A 20,404-nucleotide genomic window follows, 5' to 3' on the forward strand; every position below is an offset into this window, starting at 1 on the left:
TCCGGCCTGGAGGCGCCCGATGACGCAGTTGCCCCAGCTCGACGCCCCGCTCTTCCTCACCGACGGCGGCGCCGAGACCACCCTGATCTTCGACGACGGCATCGACCTGCCCGACTTCGCCGCCTTCCCGTTGCTCGACGACGCTGACGGCCACGCGGCACTCACCCGCTACTTCGAGCGCTACGCGGGCATCGCCGAACGCGACGGCGTCGGCGTCGTCCTGGAAACCGCCACGTGGCGCGCCAATCCCGACTGGGCCGCACGGCTCGGCTACGACGACGAACGGCTCGAAGCAGCCAACCGCAAGGCCGTCGACCTGCTTCTCGACGTGCGGCAGCGGTTCGCGATCCCGGTCGTCATCAGCGGCTGCGTCGGGCCGCGTGGCGACGCCTACCGGCCTGAGTCGATCATGACCAGGGAGGAGGCGCGCGACTACCACTCGCCCCAGATCAGAACGTTCGCCGGCACCCCCGCCGACCTCGTCACCGCCATGACGCTCACGAACGTCCCGGAGGCCACCGGAATCGTCGACGCCGCACGGGAAGCGAACGCGCACGTGGTCATCTCGTTCACCGTCGAAACCGACGGCAGGCTGCCGTCAGGAGAAGCGCTCGGTGACGCGATCGAGGCCGTCGACCGCGTCACGAACGGCTATCCGGTCTACTACATGGTCAACTGCGCACACCCGACCCACATCGCACCCGCGCTCGACCCGAACGCCGAGTGGACGAAACGCCTGAGAGGAATCAGGGCCAACGCGTCGAAACTCAGCCACGCCGAACTCGACGAGGCCGAGACACTGGACCGGGGCGATCCCGAAGAACTTGCGGACGACTACCGGAAACTCAGAGCGCGCTTCCCCCAGCTGACCGTGCTGGGCGGCTGCTGCGGCACCGACCACCGGCACGTCGACGCGATCAGCAGAACGTTCAGTGGTTGAGATCGGTCCGCAACGCCGCCGCCCCGCGCAGGTAGACGTGCTTGATCGACGACCGCGGCAGATCGGTCTCGACGTGCGCCAGCAACCGGATCACGCGCGGCATCGAGCCGGGCACGGCGATCTCCGTCGCGGACAGCAGTGGTACGTCCGAAAGGCCTGCCAGGCGCGCGGCGTAGGCGGGGAACTCCGACACCAGGTCAGGGGTGGCGGTCAGGACGACGCTGATCAGGTCGTCGGCTGTCAACGCGTTGCACGACAACACCTCCCGCACCAGCTCGGCCGTCGCCTCCAGCAGCAGGTCGCGCGAGTCCGCGTCGATCTGCGTGGCTCCCCTGATCGCTCGTACCGCCATGCGACCGACCCTACAGCGTCCTCAGTGGACATCAGTGGTCCACGACGATGTTGGGGAAGCGGAGGGTCAGGCCGAGCAGGTTCACGACGTAGGCGCCCCACCCGCCGCCGAGCAGCACCAGCCGCCGCTGCCCGAGCACGCCCGCGGTCTCGATCAGCACGTGCAGGCCGCTCGACCCGATGAACGTCAGGCCGCTGAAGTCGATCACGACGTCTCCCGCGCCGTCCCCGAACGAACAGGCGAGAGCGAGCTCGGAGCGCAGCAGGTCGCTGGTGCTCAGGTCGACCTCGCCGGTGAGCGTCACCACCGCGCCGTGGCGACGTACCTCCAACAGGACTGGCTGCGGTTCCATCGTGGGTGCCTCACGGATCAGGAGACAGCAGATCTCGCACCGCCGCGAGCACACGCAGCGGGTGCGTTGGTTTCGGCAAATAAGCATCGGCGACGTGAGCGGCCGGCTCGATCGCCGAAACGGCTACCACCGGCACACCGGACGTTCGTGCCGCCGCCGCGAACCTGGTCCCCTCACCATGAGACGTCAGCAGGTCCACTATCGCCAGTGCCGGTGGACTCTGAAGAGCCTCTTGCGCGGCCGGGACCGTCGTCACGAGCGTCACGTCGTACCCCTCGGCGTGCAGGAACGCGGCCAGCGACTGGCCGGAGAACCGGTCGCCGTCCAGGAGCAGCACGCACGGGCGTCCCGGAGGCGCGGGCAGGTCCGGGACGCCCGCACGCGACCAGACCCGCACGAGCGCTCGCACGACCGTGCCGGGCCAGGTCGGTTTGCCTGGCCGCACCTGCACCTCGTCGGCGATGCCGAACAGCAGTCGCAGGCCCAGCGGCCGGGCGGCGGTGCCGGCCTCGAGGTCGAACACGCCGTCGTCCTCGATGGTCAGCAGCACGGCGTGGTCGCGCGGCTCCCACGTCACCCCGACGACGGACGCCCCCGCGCGCCGCACCGCGTTGTCCGCCGCCTCGGACACCGCGAGCAGCACGTCCCGCGCGTCGTCGCCCTGCAGCCCGGACTCACCGGCGAGACCTCGCACGAAGGCCCGGATCTCCGGCAACGACCCTGGTGTCGCCGGAAACCACCGGGTCCGCGCGCTCATCACGCGGCGTACGACGGGACCGCCAGCAACGGCGTGATCAGCTCCCGCACCGTGGTCGCGCGGCGTCTGCCCGCTTCGGCGTGCAACGGATCGAGCTTCTTGCGCGTGCGAGCGGACAACATGTCCCCGGTCTGCACCACGGCCAGCGCCGCCGTCACCGCCGCCTCGTCCGCGTCCCCTTCCCGGAGATGGTTGAGCGACAACGCGATCAGCGCGAACGTGCGGCTGCGCGCCATGTCGTCGCGGTACCCCGTCACGGCCTGCCGCAACGACGTGATGGCCGGTCGCGCGAAGCCGGGGTCGACGGTGCTCGCGAGAGAGGTGTAGACGGCACCGGTGATGCCTGCGAGGTCGTGCACGTCGAAGAACGCGGCCCACGGCGCGGCACGGTCCACGTCCGCCCTTGCGAACTCGTCGTGCGCACGCCCCAGCAACGCCAGCGCGGCCACCCGATCCCCCATCTCGGCGTGGCACCACGCCTGGTTCGCGGCCAGGATCGCGTTCGTGTGGTGGTTGTCCGCGACGATTCCCGCGAGCCGGAACATGCCGAGCGCTTCGGCGGGTCCACCGTGGTGCAGGTGGACCCGCCCCATCCGATAGCGGATGTTCGCCACCAGATCCTCGTCCTGGGCGAAGTCGAGGGCGAGAAGGAAGTGGCGGTGCGCGGACCCTCCGAGCCCGGCGTCGAAGGCGGTCCACCCGGCGAGCGCGTGCAGTTCCGCGATGGCGCACCGGAAGTCGCGCCGAACGGCGGCGCTGGCCGAGTGCGGGAAAGCCTTGTCGCACCAGGACAACATCGCCTGCACCTGCGTGCGGCACGCCCCACCGCCGTAGCGGTAGTCGACCGCGCGCAACGCCGACGTCATCGCCCTCAGGTGCCTGACGTGCACGAGCCCGATCTTGGCGTGGGGCGGCGGCAACGAGGGTGAGGCGTCGTTGTGCATTGAACGATTTTCAACGCGTGTTGGGCCGGGGACCAGGGTCGAACGAACCCGCCGGGCAGGGCCCTACGGTGACAGATCGGCCAGCAGAAGCCCGCTTCGCGGCTTCGGAGTGAAATAGGTGCTCTTGCGCGGCATCTTGGTGCCCGCCAGGACCTCCCGCAACGGCACGGGCGCGATCAGCAGCACCGCCTCGGCCTCCACGGACGGATCCACGACGGCCCGCACGCACGGGCTCTCCGGGTCGAGCCCGAGCGCCTCGCCCAGCAGCACCGACTCGACGACCGCGTGGTCGATCCCCTGCCCCGCGGGCAGTTCGACCCGCAGCACCGCGTCCGCGCACCGCACCACGACGACACCCGGTTCCGGATCGACGACGTACGGCAGCGACGACACCGTCAGCCCGACCCGTTCCCACGCCGTCACGAGATCGGACGTGCTGAACCCGGTGCCGACGATCGCGCGGTGGATCGGCCCGACCCGCAACCCCGGCCCGGACGTGACGAGCGCCAGCAACCCGGCCAGCCCCGCCTCCCGCGCCGCAGCGACCCGGTGGTTGCCGTCCGCGACGAGCAACGGATGCGCGCCCGCGGCTTCGAGGAACCGCTGCTGCAACTCCCCCGGCCCGACCAGCCACACCCAGTGCCGCCGCCCGCCCGAGTCCACGAGCGACACGGCCGGATCGCCGGTCATGCCCAGCACCAGGTCCGTCAGCCCGTCGTGCGGGGTGATCGGAACGAGCATGGCCGCGCTCGTCGCGATGCCCAGCGAGGCCAGCACCTGACCGCGCTCGGCGACCACGTCCGGGTAGACGTCCTCGGTGTGCTCGATCCCGTCCGGATCGACCAGGCACAGCAGACCGCACGCCGTCCCGTCCGGCCCGTCCACCCGGTACGGCGCGACGACGTCGGTCACCTCGGTGTACGCCCGCCGGATCAACGCGGCGAGCTCGGAGCGGGCGTGCGGCAGCGCGTCGAGCAACCCGGTGCCCGCGGCCAGGGCGGCGGGCGTGCGATGGGGGTGCTGGACGGCCAGCAACGTGCCGTGCGGGGCTCTCGCGAGCGCCCCGATCACCTGGCCGGGTTCGGCGAACTCGTCGACGTCGGGACCGGGCACGCGCTCGCGCACCACCCAGCCGCGACGCACGGGGCGTACACGCAGTGACATGCACGTATCATGATCTGTGTGAACGTAGAGATCACGCCCCTGCCGGGCATCGGTACGCGCCAGGACTTCATGATCCGCGCCGGGCGCCGAGTCGGCGTGATCACCTACCGGGACGGCCGGTTCGAGCTCATCCTGTCCAAAGCATCGGATCCCGACTCCTGCGCCGCCTCGATACCGCTCTCGCCGGAAGAGGCGAACACGCTCGCGGGCCTGCTCGGCGCGCCGCAGCTCGTCGCCCACCTGCGCGAGGAGACCCGCGACATCGCGGGCATCACCACCCGCCAGCTGCCGGTGACCGCGTTCGCGAACCACTCGCTCGGCGAGACCGCTCTGCGCACGAGGACCGGTGCGTCCATCGTGGCCGTCGTGCGATCGGGCAACGCGCATCCGTCGCCCGGCCCCGACTTCCTCTTCGAAAACGGCGACCTCGCGGTCGTCGTCGGCACCGCGGAGGGCCTCGACGCCGCCGCTGAGATCCTCCACGGCGGTTAAGCACAGTGCACGAGACAACTATGGCCATGATCCAGCTCGGCGCGGTCTTCTTCGGCCTCGGTCTGCTGGGTCGTGTGGCTCGCCGTGCCGGAATCTCCCCGATCCCGCTCTACCTGATCGGCGGGCTCGCGTTCGGCCAGGGCGGGTTCGTCCCGTTACACGGCATCGAGGAGTTCACGCACATCGCCAGCGAGATCGGCGTCGTGCTGCTGCTCCTGCTGCTCGGCCTGGAGTACTCGGCGTCCGAGCTCACCACCGGCCTGAAGAAGTCCTGGATGGCCGGCGTGCTCGACCTGGTGCTGAACTCGGCGCCGGGCGCGATCGCGGCGATCCTGCTCGGCTGGGGCACGGTCGGGGCGCTGGCGATGGCGGGCGTCACGTACATCTCGTCGTCGGGCATCGTCGCGAAGGTGCTCGGCGATCTGGGTCGTCTCGGCAACCGCGAGACGCCGGTCGTGCTGTCCGTGCTCGTGTTCGAAGACCTGGCGATGGCCGTGTACCTGCCGGTGCTCACCGCCGTGCTGGCGGGCGTGAGCTTCCTCGGCGGCCTCACCTCGGTCGGCATCTCGCTGTTCGCGATCACCGTGGTCCTGGTGGTGGCGTTGAAGTACGGCCGGTTCATCTCGGCCATTGTGGACAGTCCGGACCACGAGGTGTTCCTGCTCAAGCTGCTCGGCTCCGCCCTGCTCGTCGCGGGCATCGCCTCGCAGCTGCAGGTCTCCGCGGCGGTCGGCGCGTTCCTGCTCGGCATCGCGATCTCCGGGTCGACCGCCGAGAACGCGACGCGCCTGCTGGAGCCGCTGCGCGACCTGTTCGCCGCGATGTTCTTCGTCGTGTTCGGACTGAACACCGATCCGCGCTCGATCCCCCCGGTGCTGGGGATCGCGGTGGCGCTGGCCGCCGTCACGACCGCGACGAAGGTGTTCACGGGCTGGTGGGCGGCGCGCAGGCAGGGCATCGGGCCGATGGGCCGCATGCGTGCGGGAGCGGCACTGGTGGCGCGCGGCGAGTTCTCCATCGTCATCGCCGGGCTGGCCGTGGCGTCCGGCCAGGTGGCCGACGAGCTGGCCGCCCTGGCCACCGCGTACGTGCTGCTGATGGCCATCCTCGGGCCCATCGCGGCGAAGTACGTTGAGCCAATCGGTGAATTCTTTCAGCGCAGACGGCAGATGGCCTGAAACAACTGCCCCGATGTGACGACTCTCTAGTGAGGGCTAGACGGAGAGTAGGGGCGAATCGTCATGACCGAACCCGCGGAAGTGGAGACCACCGGCCGGTTCCTGGTGCTGTTGCAGGAAGACGCCGTAGAAGAGGGCCTGGCCGAACTCGGCGCGATCGCCGGGTTCAACCCGAACACCGGCGAAATCGGCTCGGACACGCTGCAGGTGTTCCCGGAGCTCGGCGTCGCCGTGGTGTCCGGTGACCCGAACCTGCTGGGCCAGCTGAACGGCGCCGCGGAGGGTCCCGGCGCGGTCCAGATCGTCGAACCGGAACGCGTCGTGCACGTGTTCGCGGCACCGGCCGAAGAGGAAGCGCCTGAGGCGGCAGCCGACGAATCAGTGCTGACCTGGGGGCTGCAGGCGGTCGGCGCGGACGTCAGCACGGCCACCGGCAAGGGCATCAAGATCGCCGTCCTGGACACCGGCTGGGAGACCAATCACCCGGACTTCGCGGGCCGCACCATCACCACGAAGTCGTTCATCACCGGCGAGGACGTGCAGGACGGCCACGGCCACGGCACGCACTGCATCGGCACGTCCTCCGGCCCGCGCAAGCCCGCCACCCTGCCCGGCTACGGCGTCGCGTCCGAGGCGGAGATCTTCGCGGGCAAGGTCCTGTCGAACGCGGGCTCCGGCTCCGACGGCGGCATCCTCGCGGGCATCGACTGGGCCGTCGCGAACGGCTGCGCGGTCATCTCGATGTCGCTGGGCGCCGACGTCCCGGCGGGCACGCCGTACTCGCAGATCTACGAGACCGTGGCCCAGCGCGCGATGGCCAAGGGCACGCTGATCATCGCCGCGGCGGGCAACGCCTCGTCACGCCCGGCCCGCATCGCGCCGGTGGGCCACCCCGCACGCTGCCCCAGCATCATCGCCGTGGCCGCGATCGACGTGAACCGGGCGATCGCGTCGTTCTCCTCGGGCTCGGCGGACAGGATCGGCCAGATCGACGTGTGCGCCCCCGGCGTCGACGTCTACTCGTCGTTCAAGCTCCCGCAGAAGTACTCACGCCTGCGCGGCACGTCGATGGCGACCCCGCACGTGGCAGGCGTGGCGGTCCTGATCGCGGAGAGGACCGGCGCCCGCGGCTTCGAACTGTGGGCCCGCCTGGCCGGCACCGCACTGCGCCTGCCCCTGCCGTCCACCGACATCGGCACCGGACTCGTCCAGGCGCCATGACCGCTTCGGTGGACCAGGTGATGGTCTCCGTGACGGACGGCAGCCTCCCGCGGGTCCTCGACGACCTGCGGGAGGCGGGCCTGGTGGTCGACACGGTCCTGGAGGCCCTGGGCGTGGTCACCGGCACCGCCGAGGTCAGAGCCATCCCGGCGCTGCAGGCGGTACCCGGAGTCATCGACGTAGAACGGCAGTGGCGCGTACAGCTCCCGCCGTACTGACTAGGCTCTCCGCTGACCCCACACACGACTGATCGAACAAGTGTTCTATGCTGTGCGCGGGGTCACGTCGTTGCGGAGAGAGGAAACCTGATCGTGTCGGACACGCTCACCGAGGTGCAGGCAGTCGAGGAGACCGTCGTGGAGGAGACTCCGGCGTCGGCCCCAGTGGCCGAGAAGGCCGAGGCGCCGAAGCCGGTTGAAGCGCCGAAGGCCGAGGCTCCCAAGGTCGAAGCCCCCAAGGCGGAAAAGCCGAAGGCAGGCCGCCCGAAGAGCACGGCGAAGAAGACCCGCACCGTAGAGCTCACGCTCACGGTGACCGGTACCGCCGAGGGCGAATGGCAGGCCGACCTGGTCCACGGCACGCAGCGCGTCGTGTCGGGCCTGGTCATCCCGGCCATCGCCGTCGCCAAGGCGGCCAAGGAACTGCACGTGGACATCGCGGAGGGCATCGAGTCGGTGCTGGAGGCGGCGCGCGACCAGCACCGCACCCGCATGGAGGAGCTGGAGGCCGAGCTGGCGAGGGTGAAGGCCCAGCTGGCCGAGCTCTCCGAGTAAGACCAGCAGTCCCAGCAAGACGCAGAAGGGCGGCCCGCACCACGCGGACCGCCCTTTCGCATACCCGCCAGCAGACACGAACGCATGATCAACCGCGAAGCCGAAGGCGAGCCGTCCTTACCGAGCGGTCAGGGCGACGCAACCCTCTAAGCAACGCGCAGCCGCCCAAAGCAACAGGCGTGCCATCAACCCGCAGGCGGCGCCACCCCCCGATCAGATTGCCGGGGGTCTGGGGGCAGAGCCCTCAGGGAAAGCACCCAACGCAAGGTCGCCGCCCGCAATGTGACCACCCGCAAGGCCGCGCCCCGCCCGCAAGCCGGGGAACAGCCAACGAAACTAGCGAGACGGATCAAGCACAAGCTTCCCCTGGGTCTTCCGGGACCGAAGGTCCTCGTGAGCCTGCCGAACCTCCCCCATCCCGTACTCCCCACCAGGAACAGCCCGGACCTTCCCATCCACAACAAGCTGGAACAGCTCAGCCATGGCCCGATGAGCAAGGGTCCCGTGCTCCGCGTCCCGAACCCTCAACGCGTGCGGCAACCACATACCCGCAACGGCCGTGGAGTGCACCAGCAACGCCCCGAGGTCAACCGGCTTCGGCCTTTCTCGCGAGGCCATGCCATAAAACGCAAGCCGCCCAAAAGGCCCCAACGCCACAACCGACTGATCAGTGACCGCTCCCCCAGTCATGTCGAGCACGACATCAACCCGCCGCCCCTCGTTGGCCTCGATCAAGGCAGCGGTCATGTCCGAGGCACGCGAGTCGATCGCAACATCAGCCCCAAGATCCAACGCCAACTTCCGCTTGTCATCAGAAGAAGCGGTGGCGATGACCCGCCCGGCCCCCCACAACTTGGCCAGCTGAACGGCGATCGTCCCCACACCACCGGCAGCAGCGTGCACAACGACCGACTCACCGGCTTCCATGTGAGTCGACTTGCGCAACAACAACCAGGCGGTAGCACCCTGAACGATCAACGACAGCGCGGTCAGATCGTCCACACCATCAGGAACGTCGAAGGTGGTGAGAGCAGGCGCGACAGCCTTCTCCGCATACCCGCCGGAGTTCTTCGTCAGAGCGACAACCCGACGCCCATCCGCAGTCGTCCCCACGACCTCACCGCCGGGAACGAGCGGCAGCGACATCTTCGCCAGGTACGAGTTCTCGGCCTGATGCGTGTCGGCGTAGTTCAGCCCGGCACGCGAAACGTTGATCAGCACCTCGCCCTCGCCCGCGACCGGGTCGGGCAGCTCCACCTGCTGGAGCACCTCGGGCCCGCCGAACTCGGTGATCTGGATGGCACGCACGATCAGTTCTCCTCAAGCGCGATGGAAACGGGGTCCTTGCGAGCGGCCTCGATGCGCGAGCCGTCAGCGGCACGAGGTCCAGGCGGGTTGCGGAACCCGAACGGCTCCGACGGACGACCTGCCTGCACGAACCAGGCCTCGCCGGTGCCGGAACCCTCCACGATGGACATGAAACCGTCCACCACGGCGGACACCGGGATGATCGGCATGCCGATCTCGTCCAGCGTCGAGCGCAGCGGAACGATGATGTTGGTGTCGGCGAAGCCAGGGCACAGCGCGTTGATGCGCACGTCGGGGTAGGCGCCGCCGAGCGAGCGCACGAGACCGACGACGGCAGCCTTGTTCGCGCCGTAGACGGGGTCGCCCGGCATCGCCATGAGGCCGGCCATAGACGCCGTGGCGATGATCTGGCCACCACGCTTGCGGACCTCGGGCAACGCGTAGTGCGCGCCGTAGACCACGCCGTCGAGGTTGATGGCCATCGCCCGCCGGTACGTCTCGACGTCGAAGTCGTCGCCCAGCGAGCACCCGGTGCCGATGCCGGCGTTCAGGAACGCGATGTCGAGCCCGCCGAACTCGCGCACGGCGAGTGCGACAGCCTCAGCCGAGTCCGACGCCTGGGTCACGTCGCAGCGCACGAACACGCCGCCGATCTCATCGGCGACGGCTTTGCCCTGGTCGGCGTCCACATCAGCCACGACTACGCGCACGCCGAGCGACGCCAGACGCCGGGCGGACGCGGCGCCGATGCCGTTGGATCCGCCGGTGATGAGCGCGACCTTGCCGGTGAGTTCCACGGGCATCTGCCTCCTCGAATTGCCACATTCCGACCAGTCGGTATGGTCGTCCGCACAGACCTGGACGTCAAGCGGACTGATAGGTACGTTACTAAGCGCTTGCTTAGCTCACCATCCCCTCACCGAAGGAGGACCCGTGGCCGACAGGGTTGCGATCGTCACCGGCGCGGCTCGTGGCATCGGCGCCGCGGTCGCGCAGCGTCTCGCCGCGGACGGCCTGGCCGTCGCGTTGCTCGACCTCGACGAGCAGGGCGTGCTGGACGGCGCCGACAAGATCGTCGCGAGCGGTGGGCGCGCCATCGGCCTCAAGGTCGACGTCGCCGACGAGGAGCAGGTCAACGCCGCCGTCGCGAAGGTCGCCGAGGAGCTCGGCGCGCCGACCGTGCTGATCAACAACGCCGGCGTGCTGCGCGACAACCTGCTGTTCAAGATGACGTCGTCGGACTGGGACACGGTCATGAACGTGCACCTGCGCGGCGCGTTCCTGATGAGCAAGGCCGTGCAGGCGTTCCAGACGAAGGAAGGCTTCGGCCGCATCGTCAACCTGTCGAGCACGTCCGCTCTCGGCAACCGCGGCCAGGCCAACTACTCCGCCGCCAAGGCCGGTCTGCAGGGCTTCACCAAGACCCTCGCGATCGAGCTCGGCAAGTTCGGCGTCACGGTCAACGCGATCGCGCCGGGCTTCATCGCCACCGAGATGACCAAGGCGACGGCCGAGCGCATGAAGATCCCGTTCGAGGACTTCCTCACCGGTGCGGCGCAGGCGATCCCGGTCGCGCGCGTCGGTCAGCCCGAGGACATCGCGCACACCGCGTCGTTCCTCGTGAGCGAGGGTGCCGGGTTCGTGTCCGGCCAGGTCATCTACGTCGCCGGCGGACCGAAGGACTGAGGACTCCCACCATGCGCGCTTTCGAGAACATCGACGAGCTGGTCGCCGCGAAGGGCGAGCACCTCGGGTTCGGCGAGTGGCACGAGGTCACGCAGGAGCAGGTCAACCTGTTCGCCGACGCGACGCTGGATCACCAGTGGATCCACGTCGACGTCGAGAAGGCGAAGAAGGGCCCGTTCGGCGGACCGGTCGCGCACGGCTACCTGACGTTGTCGCTGGTGCCGTATCTGGTGCGGGACGTCTACACCGTCAAGAACATCAAGATGGGCGTGAACTACGGCAGCAACAAGGTCCGCTTCCCGCAGCCGGTGCTGGTCGGCGCCAGGGTGCGCGGCGGGGTCGAGCTGCTGGACGTCACGGACATCTCGCTGGGCAAGCAGCTCGTGACCAAGGTCGTCATCGAGATCGAGGGCAGCGACAAGCCCGCGTGCGTCGCCGAGATCGTCAGCGTGATCGTGCCGTGAGGCTGTGGATCAGCAGATCCGCGTAGTGCTCCGCCAGCCGCCCGGCCGGGATGTCCCCGTCCGGGCGGTACCACGTGCCGAGCTGGTGCAACGACCCGAAGAAGTAGTACGTGGCGACGTCGGCGGGCACGTCGTCGCGGAACGTCCCGTCCTGCTGGCCCTCCTCGATCAGGCCGCGGAACTTCTCGTGGTAGCGCCGCCGTTCCGCCCGCACTTCCTTCTGCTTCTCGGCGGACAGGTGGTTCATGGACCGGAAGAACACCTTGGCGGCGTCGAAGTCCTCGATGCTCGTGACGATCACGTCGATCGCGGCCTCGCGGAGGCGCTCGACGACCGGGCCGGTGCTCGACGCGATCTTCTCCAGGTGTTCGGTCTGCAAGCGCAGCAACCGCCCGTAGATCTCGTGCAGCAGGTCGTCCTTCGACCCGAAGTAGTGGTACATGGCGCCTTTGGTGACGCCCGCGTGTTCCACGATCTCCTGCACGGCGACCCGCTCGTACCCCTTGTCCGCGAACAGGCGGGTGGCGGCGTCGATCAGTCTTTCAGGCACGGTCACGACCGGAGCGTACCTTCCGAGCTAGGAGAATCCAGGCAATGACCACTCGCTGGACCGTGGTCGTCGATCGCGACGACCTCACCAAAACCGAGGTGCTGCACGACGAACTGCCGGAGCCGCCCGAGCTGTCCGACTGCGAGGTGCTGCTCCGGGTGAGCCACGTCGGTCTCACCGCCAACAACGTCACGTACGGCGTGATCGGCGACCTCATCGGCTACTGGCGCTTCTTCCCCGCCGGCGGCCCCGGCCAGGGCGTGATCCCGCTCTGGGGCTTCGCCGACGTCGTCGAGTCCACTGTGGACGCACTGCCCGCCGGCACCCGCGTCTACGGCTACCTGCCGATGGCGAGCCACTTCGTCGCGCGCGCCAAGCTGACCTCGTCCGGTTTCGTCGACACCGCCGACCACCGCGCCGACCTTCCCGCGGTCTACAACAGCTACCTCGTGACGTCGCAGGACCCCGCCTACGACGCGTCGCTGGAAGACCTCCAGGTCCTGTACCGGCCACTGTTCCTCACGTCGTTCCTGCTGGCCGACCAGCTGGTGGACAACGACTTCCACGGCGCTCGCACCGTCGTGATCTCCTCGGCCTCCAGCAAGACCGCGTTCGGCACCGCGCAGTGTCTTCGCAGTCAGGGCGTACGGGTCGTGGGCCTGACATCGCCGCGCAACGTGGAATTCACCCAAAGCCTCGGCCTCTACGACACCGTGCTGCCCTACAGCGCTTCGGTGGACGTCGAACCGAGCGTGTACCTGGACTTCAGCGGGTCTGCCGACGTGCGTTCGGCGCTGCACGACCGCCTCGGCTCCGCGCTGGTGAAGGACATCTCGATCGGCCTGACCCACCAGGCCGCCTCGCAGGACGCGCGCTCCGAGTTCTTCTTCGCCCCGGACCAGCTGCGCAAGCGCACAGCGGACTGGGGCTCGGACGGTCTGGCTCAGCGCTTCGGCGAGGCGTGGCGAGGCTTCACCGCTCAGGCGGGCGACTGGGTCGGCGTCGTGCGGCACAGCGGGCCGGACGAGCTCGCCGAGGTGTGGCAATCGGTGCTCGCGGGCAAGACCAACCCGAACACGGCCGACGTCATCACCTTCTGAGCTGGTCCTCGCCCTTGACCATGGCGAGGAACGAACCCCAGGCGGGCGCCGCGACAGTGGCGTCCGCCAAGCCTTTTGAGTCACGAATGCGCGCGACGGAGCCGTCCACGGCGATCTCGACACACTCCGTGTTGTCGCCGGCGTTGCTCCGGCTGCTCTTCCGCCAGACAGCAGACAAGTCGATCCCTACCTCTCAGCAGCCAACCTCCCGATCCAATCGGCGGACTCGTTCGGCGCCAGCGCCAGCTTCGAGAGGTGCTTGAAGAGCACTTTACTGGCCTTCACCTGCTCGCTGTCCTCCACGTGCGAGGCACCCGCGGGATGTTCGACGTAGAGCACCGTCATGTCAGCGAGGTAGGCGAAATCAAGCAGGTGGAACGATCCGGTGTACCCGTCGTTCAACCCCACTGCGAACGGCAGGACCTGCACCCTCACGTTGGGCCGCGTCCCCATGTCATTGATGTGCAGCAACTGCTCACGGTCAGCCAGAGGAAAAGCGGCCTCGGCGATGATCGCGTGATACTCGAGCCCTTCATCTGCGACCAGCCGCTCCTGCCGCCGCGTCCGAACCGCGATCTGGTTCTCGATCCATTTCCGTGAGCGCTGGACCTGCCATCCCGCGAACAACGCACGCATGTAGCTCTCGATCTGCAGGAGCCCGGGGATGTAGCCGAGGGAGAACGTGCTCAGTCGGGTGGCGTCGTGCTCCAGGCTGAGGTAACCGTGATCGGCGACGCGGTAGGGATGCCACCAGCCCTTCTCGCTGGCGCGCTCCCACATGTCGATGAAGGGCGCCTCCTCGGAGACCAGAACGCCGTAGAGGTCGAGCATCGCCCGCAAACCGTGGTACTCCGGCAACTGACCGTTCTCGATGCGGCTCAGCTTCTGATAGTTGTAGCGGAGCCGGTACGCCGCCTCACGCTGACTGATCCCGGCCCGTTCGCGCAGCTTCCTCAACGCCTCGCCGAGGCGCACCTGCCGGAACGTTGGGTCGGTCATAACCCCAAACGTTACGGGCGAGATCTGACATTCGTGAATCACGCTGACGGAGTCTGCTGAGGACCGTCCACAGCATGGAGTACGTCCACAGCATCCAGTACCACCGGCGCGGCCAGAACGGCCGGCTCACCCTCGCCTACGTCGAGTCCGTCGAAGATCATGGTTGGTACATAAGGAAAGGAGCCGACTGGAAGTCCCACTACACGATGGCCTGTGCGACGGAGTACCTCACCCGAGTGTCAGCGGACGCGGGCACGTTCGCCATCACGGTGTGGCGGGACGCCATCCGAGTCTGCACGGTAGGGATCGACTGGAATCCTCCGAACAGGTGATCTCACCGCCGGAGCAGCCCGACCAGCAGACCCGCGATGTTGTAGGCGTCGTCGTGGCCGCGGTGGTGCGTGCCGTCGATCTTCCGGCCTGTCAGCCGCACCGCCTCGGCCATGCCCACCTCGCGCGGCAACGCGTGCGTCAAAGCGAAGAGCGTCTTGACGTTGAGGTGCCGCGGTCCGAACGGATAGCGGACGCCGAAGTCGGCGCACTGCCGTTCGAACATCTTGCGGTCGTAGTCGCCGTACGACGCCCACACCCGGCGGTCGGAGCGGAACTCCTTGCGCAGCACCGCGCAGGCCTCGGCGAACGGGAGGCCCTCGTTCACGTCGGCCTGGGTGAGGGTGGTGAGTTGAGTGCAGAAGGGACTCACGGACGAGCGGGAGGGCCGCACCAGGATCGACCGCCGCTCGCCTCGTTTCCCGGTGGCCACCTCGATCGGGCAGATCCCGATCTCGATGATCTCCGAGATCTCACCGGCGGGCGGCGTTCCCTCCCAGCACGTCGACTCCACGTCGGCCACGAGCACTTCATCCAACGCAATCACGCGCTGATCGTCCCTCACGCGTCTACTGGAATACGACGACCGGCAGCACCACGATCTCGCCGGTCGCCGCGTTCCACGACTGGACCTTGCCGAGGCATCGCGCGTTGAACTGGCCCGGTGGCAACGTGTCGCGCAGGCTCGCCCGATCGCACTCCACCCGCACCCGATGCTCGCCCACGGGCGCGATCAGCACCGCCGCGCCGTCGCCGTCGCCGACCTCGAACCGGCCGTGCAGCGACACGTAGTCGCGGATGTCGTTGAGGCGCCTGGCTTTTCCTCGCCGCCACGACTCGTCGGCCGTGATGGTCCGCGTCGTCAGGTCGACGTCGACCACGCCGTGGCCCGCGCGCAGGCCCGCCAGCACGACGCCGATGACGTCGATCTCCGTGGCCGGTTTCTCGTAGGTGTCGGTGTTCTGCGAGACCACCGAGCCGTCCACGCCGATGCCGAACTCGCTGGGACCGACCTGCAGCTTGCCGTTCTTGGTGACGGTGATCTGCTTGACGAACTGCCGGGTGACCGCGTCGTCGTACCGGCCGACCTTGCACAGGTTGATCATGCGCTGGCCGTGCACGTAGAACAGCAGGCCCGGCACCTCGGGTTCCGGTTCACGGCGCCGCAGCCACCGCCACCCGAGAGCGACGACCACGACCAACGCGATCAGCGTCGCGCCCCACAGCAGGATCCAGCCCCACGAGACCGACCACCACAAAGCTCTATCGACATCCACGGATCTCTCTCACCGCCTCCAGCAACGACTTCGCGCCGGCCTCCACGAGACGGCCACCGCTCGCCTGCGCCACCCGGTCCAGTTCCGCCGTCGAGGCCTCGCCGAACCGGATCGGGAACACCGGTACTTCCCCTCGCCCGACCCTCAGGAACTCGTTCACCGACGGCCCCGCGTTGTTCTCCCCGTCGGTCATCAGCACGACCGCCGTCTCCCCGCGGGCCAGCCGGAGCGCGTGGTCCAGCGCGGCCCAGATCGCCGTGTTGTCCCGCAGGTCGTCGGACGCGACGACGGCCAGCAGCGCGTCGAGGTCCTGCTTCCCGCGCACGGTGATCGAACGCTCCTCCAGCACGGTGCCCGCGAACCGGACGATCGTGACCGTCTCGCCGACGTAGAAGCGGTCGAACCCGTTGAGGGACGCGAACGCCTCCCGCAGCCCGGCGAGCCGCGGGCCCCGCATGGACGTCGAGTAGTCCAGCACGAAGATCACCTGACGGCCTTCGCCCGCGCGGTCGTGGAACAGCAGCAGCCGGTCGATCACCTCGGAGCTGTTCGGGAAGTACAGCGCGGTGCCGAGGTCCGCGCGCAGCTTCTCGTTGCGCACCACGGAGGGTTCGACCGGCCGGCGCCAGGTGCGTTCGGCGATCATCCGCTGCGCGTCCGGCGACCGAAGCCATTCCACGACCCGGTCGTAGGCGGCCCGGTGCGCGGGCTCGACGAGCATCAGCGGGTAGTCCGACAGCACGATGCCGTCACGCGGGTAGACGATCTCCAACGGTTCCGCCAGACGCCCGGAAGCGTTCAAGGACAACAACTCGGACTCGTGCGCGACCAGTCCGTCCACATCGGACCGCCGAGCGAACTCGTCCACGGGATCCGGCACGTCGAACGCGCGCCCCGCGAGGAACCCCTGCAGGCGGTCGCAGCTCACGTCCTCGGGTCGCAGCGGCGCTCCAGTGCCCGCGGCCGCCGTCGCGACACCGATCAACGCGGCCATCCCGCCACCGGACACCCGCGGATCGGCCATGCCGTACCGGAACTGGCCCAGCGCGGCCCGGTCGGCGACGTCCGCCCACGTCGGCCGCTCGCCCAGCACCGCCCGGCTGCCGCGCTTCACGCCGAGCACCACCGGGGACGTCATGACGCTCGACGCCAGCTCGGGTTCGGCACCCCGCAACCGCAGGAACCTGGTGGTGGACAACCACGCCAGGTCGAAGCCCGCGAGCGACCTGCTGGCCTCGACCGTGCCGCGGTGCTCCACCGTCAACTCGACCCCGGTGGCCTTCCTCAGCTCTGTCAGCACAGGACCGAGGTCGGCCAGTTCGGTGCTCGCCAGCATCTTCAACCGGACCTCGGGTGTGCTCGGCGTGCACGCGGCCAGCACCAGCAGCAGTACCGCTGCCAGCGCTCTCATTTGCAGTCGCCGACGACGTCGAGCATGCGCTCGAAGAGCTCCGCCTTGGGCAGCTGCACCCTGCCCGCCTCACCGGCCGGTGGCTTCGGCAGGCCACGGCCCGCGATGTAGGTGCCGAAGTCGTCGGCGGACTCCCCGTTCCAGCTCAGCGAGTGGAAACCCAGCTCGACCGCGCGCTTGCGCAGTTCCGGGTCGTTCATCATCAGCTCGCCGATCCGGTCGCCCTCCGGCGTGAACGAGATCAGCTCAGGCGTGCTCTGGTGCTGCTTCTCCGGGTAGAGCAGCACACGTTCGGTGTCAATGTTCTTCTGCCGCAACTGATATGCGATGTACTGGTGCTCGTAGATCACCGCGATGACGGCGTGCGTGCGGCCCTCCGGCACGAAGTACTTCGGCGCCATGTCCTCGCCGGCCTGGCCCTGCGCGTCGACGTACGGCTTGACCTTCCGCGCCAGTTCTTCCGCGGCTTCCAAGGTCTGCGGCGGATCGTCGCCGAAGGCGGTCGCGAAGAAGCCGACGAGCGTCGCGCCCGAATAGGCCTTGCACGGGTCGGGCGACTGCGCGAGCACCTTGTTGCCGTTGCTCAGGCCCAGGTCGCTCCACTGGTCCTTCGACGGGTCCGCGGACAGGTTCTTGAACCCGGCCATGTCGAGGTCGTAGTAGAGGGGTTTCTCGCCGGTGTCGTACGGCGTCGCGACACCCGCCAGCTTCAGCGCCTCGGCGTACTCGCGGAACGTGGCGAGCACGACCGGGGTGAAGAACGGCCGGTACGGCACCACGTGTTTGCCCGCCCGGCGCTTCTTCACGTGCTCGTTCGCCACGTGCCCCGACGGGAACACGAAGTGGTACGAGTCGAGGTCGGGTTTGTCCGCGAGGTCGCGGGAGCCGATCGGCGTCACGTGCACCTGGTAGCCGCGCGCCATCAGGATGCGCTTGACCTGCTCGTCCTGGAAGAAGTCGCGCTTGGAGGCGAACAGCGCCCGCACCACCGTGACAGAACGGAACGGGCCGGTGATGTGCCCCGAAACGAGCAGCACCACCAGCCCGGTCACGAACACCGCCAGCGGCGGGACGAACCACAGCAGGAACCGTCTTCGCGGGTCGACAACCTTGAACTCGGGCTCCCGCACGGCTCCCCCTGGAGTCAGACGATCACGGCACCACCGTCGACGACGAGCGTCTCCCCGGTAACGTAACCGCCCGCCGGTGAGGCCAGGAAGACAACGGCGGAAGCGAGCTCCTCCGGGTCACCGATTCGCCCGGATGGCAGCGTCGCCTGGATCTTCTCCAGGTAGCCCGGCGGGTACTGGTCGGTCATCTCGGAGGCGAAGAAGCCGGGGCAGATCGCGTTGACGCGGATGCCCTTGCGGCCGGTCCACTGCTGCGCCAGGTCCCGCGTCAGGCCGAGCAGGCCGGCCTTCGACGCCGAGTACGCGGCCTGGGGAATACCGCCGGTCACGAGGCCGAGCACGCTGGAGATGTTGATGATCGAGCCACCGGACGTCATGACGGCCGCGGCCGCCTGGGCCATCCAGTAGGCACCGTTGAGGTTCACGTCCATGACGCTGAGAAACTGCTCCGGCGTCTCCCGCGAGGCCGGCACCGCCGACGCGACACCGGCGTTGTTCACGAGCACCGCCACGGTGCCGAACTCCGCCGCCTGCCGCGCGACCTCACGGCAGTCGTCGGGCTGCGACACGTCGGCCTGCACGACCAGCGCGCGCCGGCCGGTGGCCTCGACCAGAGCGGCCGTGTCCTTCAGCTTGTCCGCGCGACGAGCCGCGAGAACGACGTCCGCGCCGGCCTCCGCGAGCCCCTTGGCGAACGCGACGCCGAGACCCGAGGACGCGCCGGTGACGATCGCGACCTTCCCGTCGAGGCGGAACTTGTCGAGGATTCCCACTACGAAAGCCTTTCCAGGATGATCGCCATGCCCTGGCCGCCGCCGACGCACATCGTCTCCAGGCCGAACTGGGCGTCTCGGGCCTGCATGCCGTTGATCAGCGTCGTCATGATCCGCGCACCGGTCGAGCCGAACGGGTGGCCCAGCGCGATCGCGCCGCCGTGCACGTTGAGCCTGTCGATGTCGATGCCCAGTGCGCGCTGTGAACCGAGCACCTGGACGGCGAAGGCCTCGTTGATCTCGACCAGGTCGATGTCCGAAATGGACAGACCGGCGTGGCCCAGTGCCTGCTTCGTGGCGTCGACCGGCCCGAGGCCCATGATCTCCGGCGACAAGCCGGAGACGCCCGTGGACACGATGCGCGCCAACGGGGTCAGGCCCAGTTCACGTGCCCGCACGTCACTCATGATCACGACAGCGGCCGCGCCGTCGTTGAGCGGACAGCAGTTGCCGGCCGTGATCGTGCCTTCGGGCCGGAAGGACGGCTTCAGCGCCGACACAGCCTCGTAGGTAACGCCGGAACGCGGTCCGTCGTCAGTCGACACAACGGTTCCGTCAGGCAGAGTCACCGGCGTGATCTCGCGGGCGAAGAACCCGTCCGCGATCGCCTTCTCCGCGAGGTTCTGCGACCGCACGCCGAACTCGTCCTGGTCGTGCCGCGTGATGCCCATCTGCGTGGCGACGTTCTCGGCCGTCTGGCCCATCGAGATGTAGTAGTCGGGCAGTGCGCCGTTGAGCCGCGGGTCGGTCCACGCCGCGTTCGACGCGGCCGTGTCCAGGGTCCGCTGCTGCGCATCGGCGAACAGCGGGTTGAACGACGGCGCGCCCGCGTGCATGTACCGCGAGACGCACTCGACGCCGGCCGAGATGAACCCGTGGCCCTCTCCCGCCTTGATGGCGTGGAAGGCCATCCGCGCGGTCTGCACCGAAGACGCGCAGAACCGGTTGACGGTCGTGCCCGGCAGGTTGTCGTAGCCGAGTTGCACGGCCACGCGGCGCGCGATGTTCTGGCCGTGCTCGTCCTGCGGCTCGGCACACCCGAGGTGCAGGTCGGTGATCTCGGACGCCGGAATGTCGCCCAGCGCGGCGGAGATCACCTGCGTGGCCAGGTCGTCCGGGCGCAGCGAGACCAGGGAACCCTTGCGAGCACGGCCGATCGGCGACCGGGCGGTGGAGACGATGACTGCTTCAGCCATGGAAAAC

General features: G+C 68.7%; 26 protein-coding genes. 10 read left to right on the plus strand and 16 right to left on the minus strand.

The window, feature by feature from the left end:
• Window positions 1-19 precede the first annotated feature (19 nt).
• Window positions 20-940, plus strand: a complete 921-nt coding sequence (locus tag SK854_RS46000; RefSeq protein ID WP_319981518.1) for a homocysteine S-methyltransferase family protein — start codon at window positions 20-22, stop codon at window positions 938-940.
• Here SK854_RS46000 and aroH read toward each other — a convergent pair.
• The 5 genes from aroH to SK854_RS46025 form a co-directional block, all read right to left on the minus strand.
• Complete coding sequence (aroH, locus tag SK854_RS46005) at window positions 930-1,292, minus strand: chorismate mutase (RefSeq protein ID WP_093605103.1); 363 nt, start codon at window positions 1,290-1,292, stop codon at window positions 930-932. The two genes, SK854_RS46000 and aroH, sit on opposite strands and share 11 nt — an antisense overlap.
• A gap of 31 nt (window positions 1,293-1,323) precedes the next feature.
• Window positions 1,324-1,623, minus strand: coding sequence for an STAS domain-containing protein (locus SK854_RS46010; protein WP_319981519.1), 300 nt, complete (start codon window positions 1,621-1,623; stop codon window positions 1,324-1,326).
• Window positions 1,624-1,654: 31 nt separating this feature from the next.
• Window positions 1,655-2,401, minus strand: a complete 747-nt coding sequence (locus SK854_RS46015) for an ATP-binding protein (protein WP_319981520.1) — start codon at window positions 2,399-2,401, stop codon at window positions 1,655-1,657.
• Window positions 2,401-3,345 carry a hypothetical protein gene (locus SK854_RS46020; RefSeq protein WP_319981521.1) on the minus strand — a complete coding sequence of 315 codons (945 nt, stop codon included), beginning with the start codon at window positions 3,343-3,345 and terminating at the stop codon, window positions 2,401-2,403. The genes SK854_RS46015 and SK854_RS46020 overlap by 1 nt, the downstream gene beginning before the upstream one ends.
• 63 nt (window positions 3,346-3,408) lie before the next feature.
• Window positions 3,409-4,509 (minus strand): DUF1015 family protein, encoded by a 1,101-nt coding sequence (locus SK854_RS46025; protein WP_319981522.1) that lies wholly within the window; start codon window positions 4,507-4,509, stop codon window positions 3,409-3,411.
• Between the two features lie 18 nt (window positions 4,510-4,527).
• On the opposite strand from SK854_RS46025, the gene SK854_RS46030 reads away from it, so the two are divergent.
• From SK854_RS46030 to SK854_RS46050, 5 genes are all read left to right on the plus strand, one after another.
• Window positions 4,528-5,001, plus strand: coding sequence for a cation:proton antiporter regulatory subunit (locus SK854_RS46030; protein ID WP_319981523.1), 474 nt, complete (start codon window positions 4,528-4,530; stop codon window positions 4,999-5,001).
• A gap of 20 nt (window positions 5,002-5,021) precedes the next feature.
• Window positions 5,022-6,179: a cation:proton antiporter gene (locus tag SK854_RS46035; protein WP_406601910.1), complete on the plus strand. Its 1,158-nt coding sequence runs from the start codon at window positions 5,022-5,024 to the stop codon at window positions 6,177-6,179.
• A 63-nt stretch (window positions 6,180-6,242) separates the two neighbouring features.
• Window positions 6,243-7,400 (plus strand): S8 family peptidase, encoded by a 1,158-nt coding sequence (locus tag SK854_RS46040; protein WP_319981525.1) that lies wholly within the window; start codon window positions 6,243-6,245, stop codon window positions 7,398-7,400.
• On the plus strand, window positions 7,397-7,618 hold the full coding sequence (locus tag SK854_RS46045; protein ID WP_319981526.1) for a hypothetical protein: 222 nt from the start codon (window positions 7,397-7,399) through the stop codon (window positions 7,616-7,618). The genes SK854_RS46040 and SK854_RS46045 overlap by 4 nt, the downstream gene beginning before the upstream one ends.
• Window positions 7,619-7,711: 93 nt before the next feature.
• Complete coding sequence (locus SK854_RS46050) at window positions 7,712-8,173, plus strand: DUF6319 family protein (RefSeq protein WP_245983645.1); 462 nt, start codon at window positions 7,712-7,714, stop codon at window positions 8,171-8,173.
• Between the two features lie 336 nt (window positions 8,174-8,509).
• Here SK854_RS46050 and SK854_RS46055 read toward each other — a convergent pair whose 3' ends face one another.
• Together SK854_RS46055 and SK854_RS46060 are read right to left on the minus strand one after the other, a co-directional pair.
• Window positions 8,510-9,481: a quinone oxidoreductase family protein gene (locus SK854_RS46055; protein WP_319981527.1), complete on the minus strand. Its 972-nt coding sequence runs from the start codon at window positions 9,479-9,481 to the stop codon at window positions 8,510-8,512.
• A 2-nt stretch (window positions 9,482-9,483) separates the two neighbouring features.
• Entirely contained in the window at window positions 9,484-10,284 is an 801-nt protein-coding gene (locus tag SK854_RS46060) for an SDR family NAD(P)-dependent oxidoreductase (RefSeq protein WP_319981528.1), read from the minus strand.
• A gap of 130 nt (window positions 10,285-10,414) precedes the next feature.
• Here SK854_RS46060 and SK854_RS46065 point away from each other — a divergent pair, with 130 nt between their 5' ends.
• Together SK854_RS46065 and SK854_RS46070 are read left to right on the plus strand one after the other, a co-directional pair.
• Window positions 10,415-11,167, plus strand: coding sequence for an SDR family oxidoreductase (locus SK854_RS46065; RefSeq protein ID WP_319981529.1), 753 nt, complete (start codon window positions 10,415-10,417; stop codon window positions 11,165-11,167).
• Window positions 11,168-11,178: 11 nt separating this feature from the next.
• Window positions 11,179-11,631 carry a MaoC family dehydratase gene (locus tag SK854_RS46070; protein WP_319981530.1) on the plus strand — a complete coding sequence of 151 codons (453 nt, stop codon included), beginning with the start codon at window positions 11,179-11,181 and terminating at the stop codon, window positions 11,629-11,631.
• Here the strand turns inward: SK854_RS46070 and SK854_RS46075 are convergent.
• Entirely contained in the window at window positions 11,612-12,187 is a 576-nt protein-coding gene (locus tag SK854_RS46075) for a TetR/AcrR family transcriptional regulator (protein WP_319981531.1), read from the minus strand. The genes SK854_RS46070 and SK854_RS46075 overlap by 20 nt on opposite strands.
• A gap of 38 nt (window positions 12,188-12,225) precedes the next feature.
• On the opposite strand from SK854_RS46075, the gene SK854_RS46080 reads away from it, so the two are divergent.
• Window positions 12,226-13,281, plus strand: a complete 1,056-nt coding sequence (locus SK854_RS46080) for a DUF2855 family protein (RefSeq protein WP_319981532.1) — start codon at window positions 12,226-12,228, stop codon at window positions 13,279-13,281.
• Here the strand turns inward: SK854_RS46080 and SK854_RS46085 are convergent.
• Window positions 13,271-13,459 (minus strand): DUF397 domain-containing protein, encoded by a 189-nt coding sequence (locus SK854_RS46085; RefSeq protein WP_319981533.1) that lies wholly within the window; start codon window positions 13,457-13,459, stop codon window positions 13,271-13,273. The two genes, SK854_RS46080 and SK854_RS46085, sit on opposite strands and share 11 nt — an antisense overlap.
• 8 nt (window positions 13,460-13,467) lie before the next feature.
• Window positions 13,468-14,256 (minus strand): helix-turn-helix domain-containing protein, encoded by a 789-nt coding sequence (locus SK854_RS46090; protein ID WP_319981534.1) that lies wholly within the window; start codon window positions 14,254-14,256, stop codon window positions 13,468-13,470.
• Between the two features lie 98 nt (window positions 14,257-14,354).
• Between SK854_RS46090 and SK854_RS46095 the strand changes: the two genes are divergently transcribed.
• Window positions 14,355-14,612, plus strand: coding sequence for a hypothetical protein (locus SK854_RS46095; RefSeq protein ID WP_319981535.1), 258 nt, complete (start codon window positions 14,355-14,357; stop codon window positions 14,610-14,612).
• Window positions 14,613-14,614: 2 nt separating this feature from the next.
• Here the strand turns inward: SK854_RS46095 and SK854_RS46100 are convergent, their stop codons facing one another.
• From SK854_RS46100 to SK854_RS46125, 6 genes are read right to left on the minus strand one after another with little or no spacing between them, the layout of a single operon-like run.
• Complete coding sequence (locus SK854_RS46100; RefSeq protein ID WP_319981536.1) at window positions 14,615-15,157, minus strand: 3'-5' exonuclease; 543 nt, start codon at window positions 15,155-15,157, stop codon at window positions 14,615-14,617.
• Window positions 15,158-15,179: 22 nt separating this feature from the next.
• Entirely contained in the window at window positions 15,180-15,887 is a 708-nt protein-coding gene (locus SK854_RS46105; protein ID WP_319981537.1) for a hypothetical protein, read from the minus strand.
• Window positions 15,874-17,298, minus strand: a complete 1,425-nt coding sequence (locus SK854_RS46110) for a vWA domain-containing protein (protein WP_319981538.1) — start codon at window positions 17,296-17,298, stop codon at window positions 15,874-15,876. The genes SK854_RS46105 and SK854_RS46110 overlap by 14 nt, the downstream gene beginning before the upstream one ends.
• Window positions 17,295-18,428, minus strand: a complete 1,134-nt coding sequence (locus SK854_RS46115) for a hypothetical protein (protein ID WP_319981539.1) — start codon at window positions 18,426-18,428, stop codon at window positions 17,295-17,297. The genes SK854_RS46110 and SK854_RS46115 overlap by 4 nt, the downstream gene beginning before the upstream one ends.
• A gap of 14 nt (window positions 18,429-18,442) precedes the next feature.
• Complete coding sequence (locus SK854_RS46120; RefSeq protein WP_319981540.1) at window positions 18,443-19,201, minus strand: SDR family NAD(P)-dependent oxidoreductase; 759 nt, start codon at window positions 19,199-19,201, stop codon at window positions 18,443-18,445.
• The gene (locus SK854_RS46125) at window positions 19,201-20,397 is read right to left on the minus strand and encodes an acetyl-CoA C-acetyltransferase (protein WP_319981541.1); all 1,197 of its coding nucleotides are present in this window, start codon (window positions 20,395-20,397) and stop codon (window positions 19,201-19,203) included. The genes SK854_RS46120 and SK854_RS46125 overlap by 1 nt, the downstream gene beginning before the upstream one ends.
• Between the last annotated feature and the right edge of the window lie 7 nt (window positions 20,398-20,404).

This window comes from Lentzea sokolovensis, assembly GCF_033949975.1.
GTDB lineage: Bacteria > Actinomycetota > Actinomycetes > Mycobacteriales > Pseudonocardiaceae > Lentzea > Lentzea sokolovensis.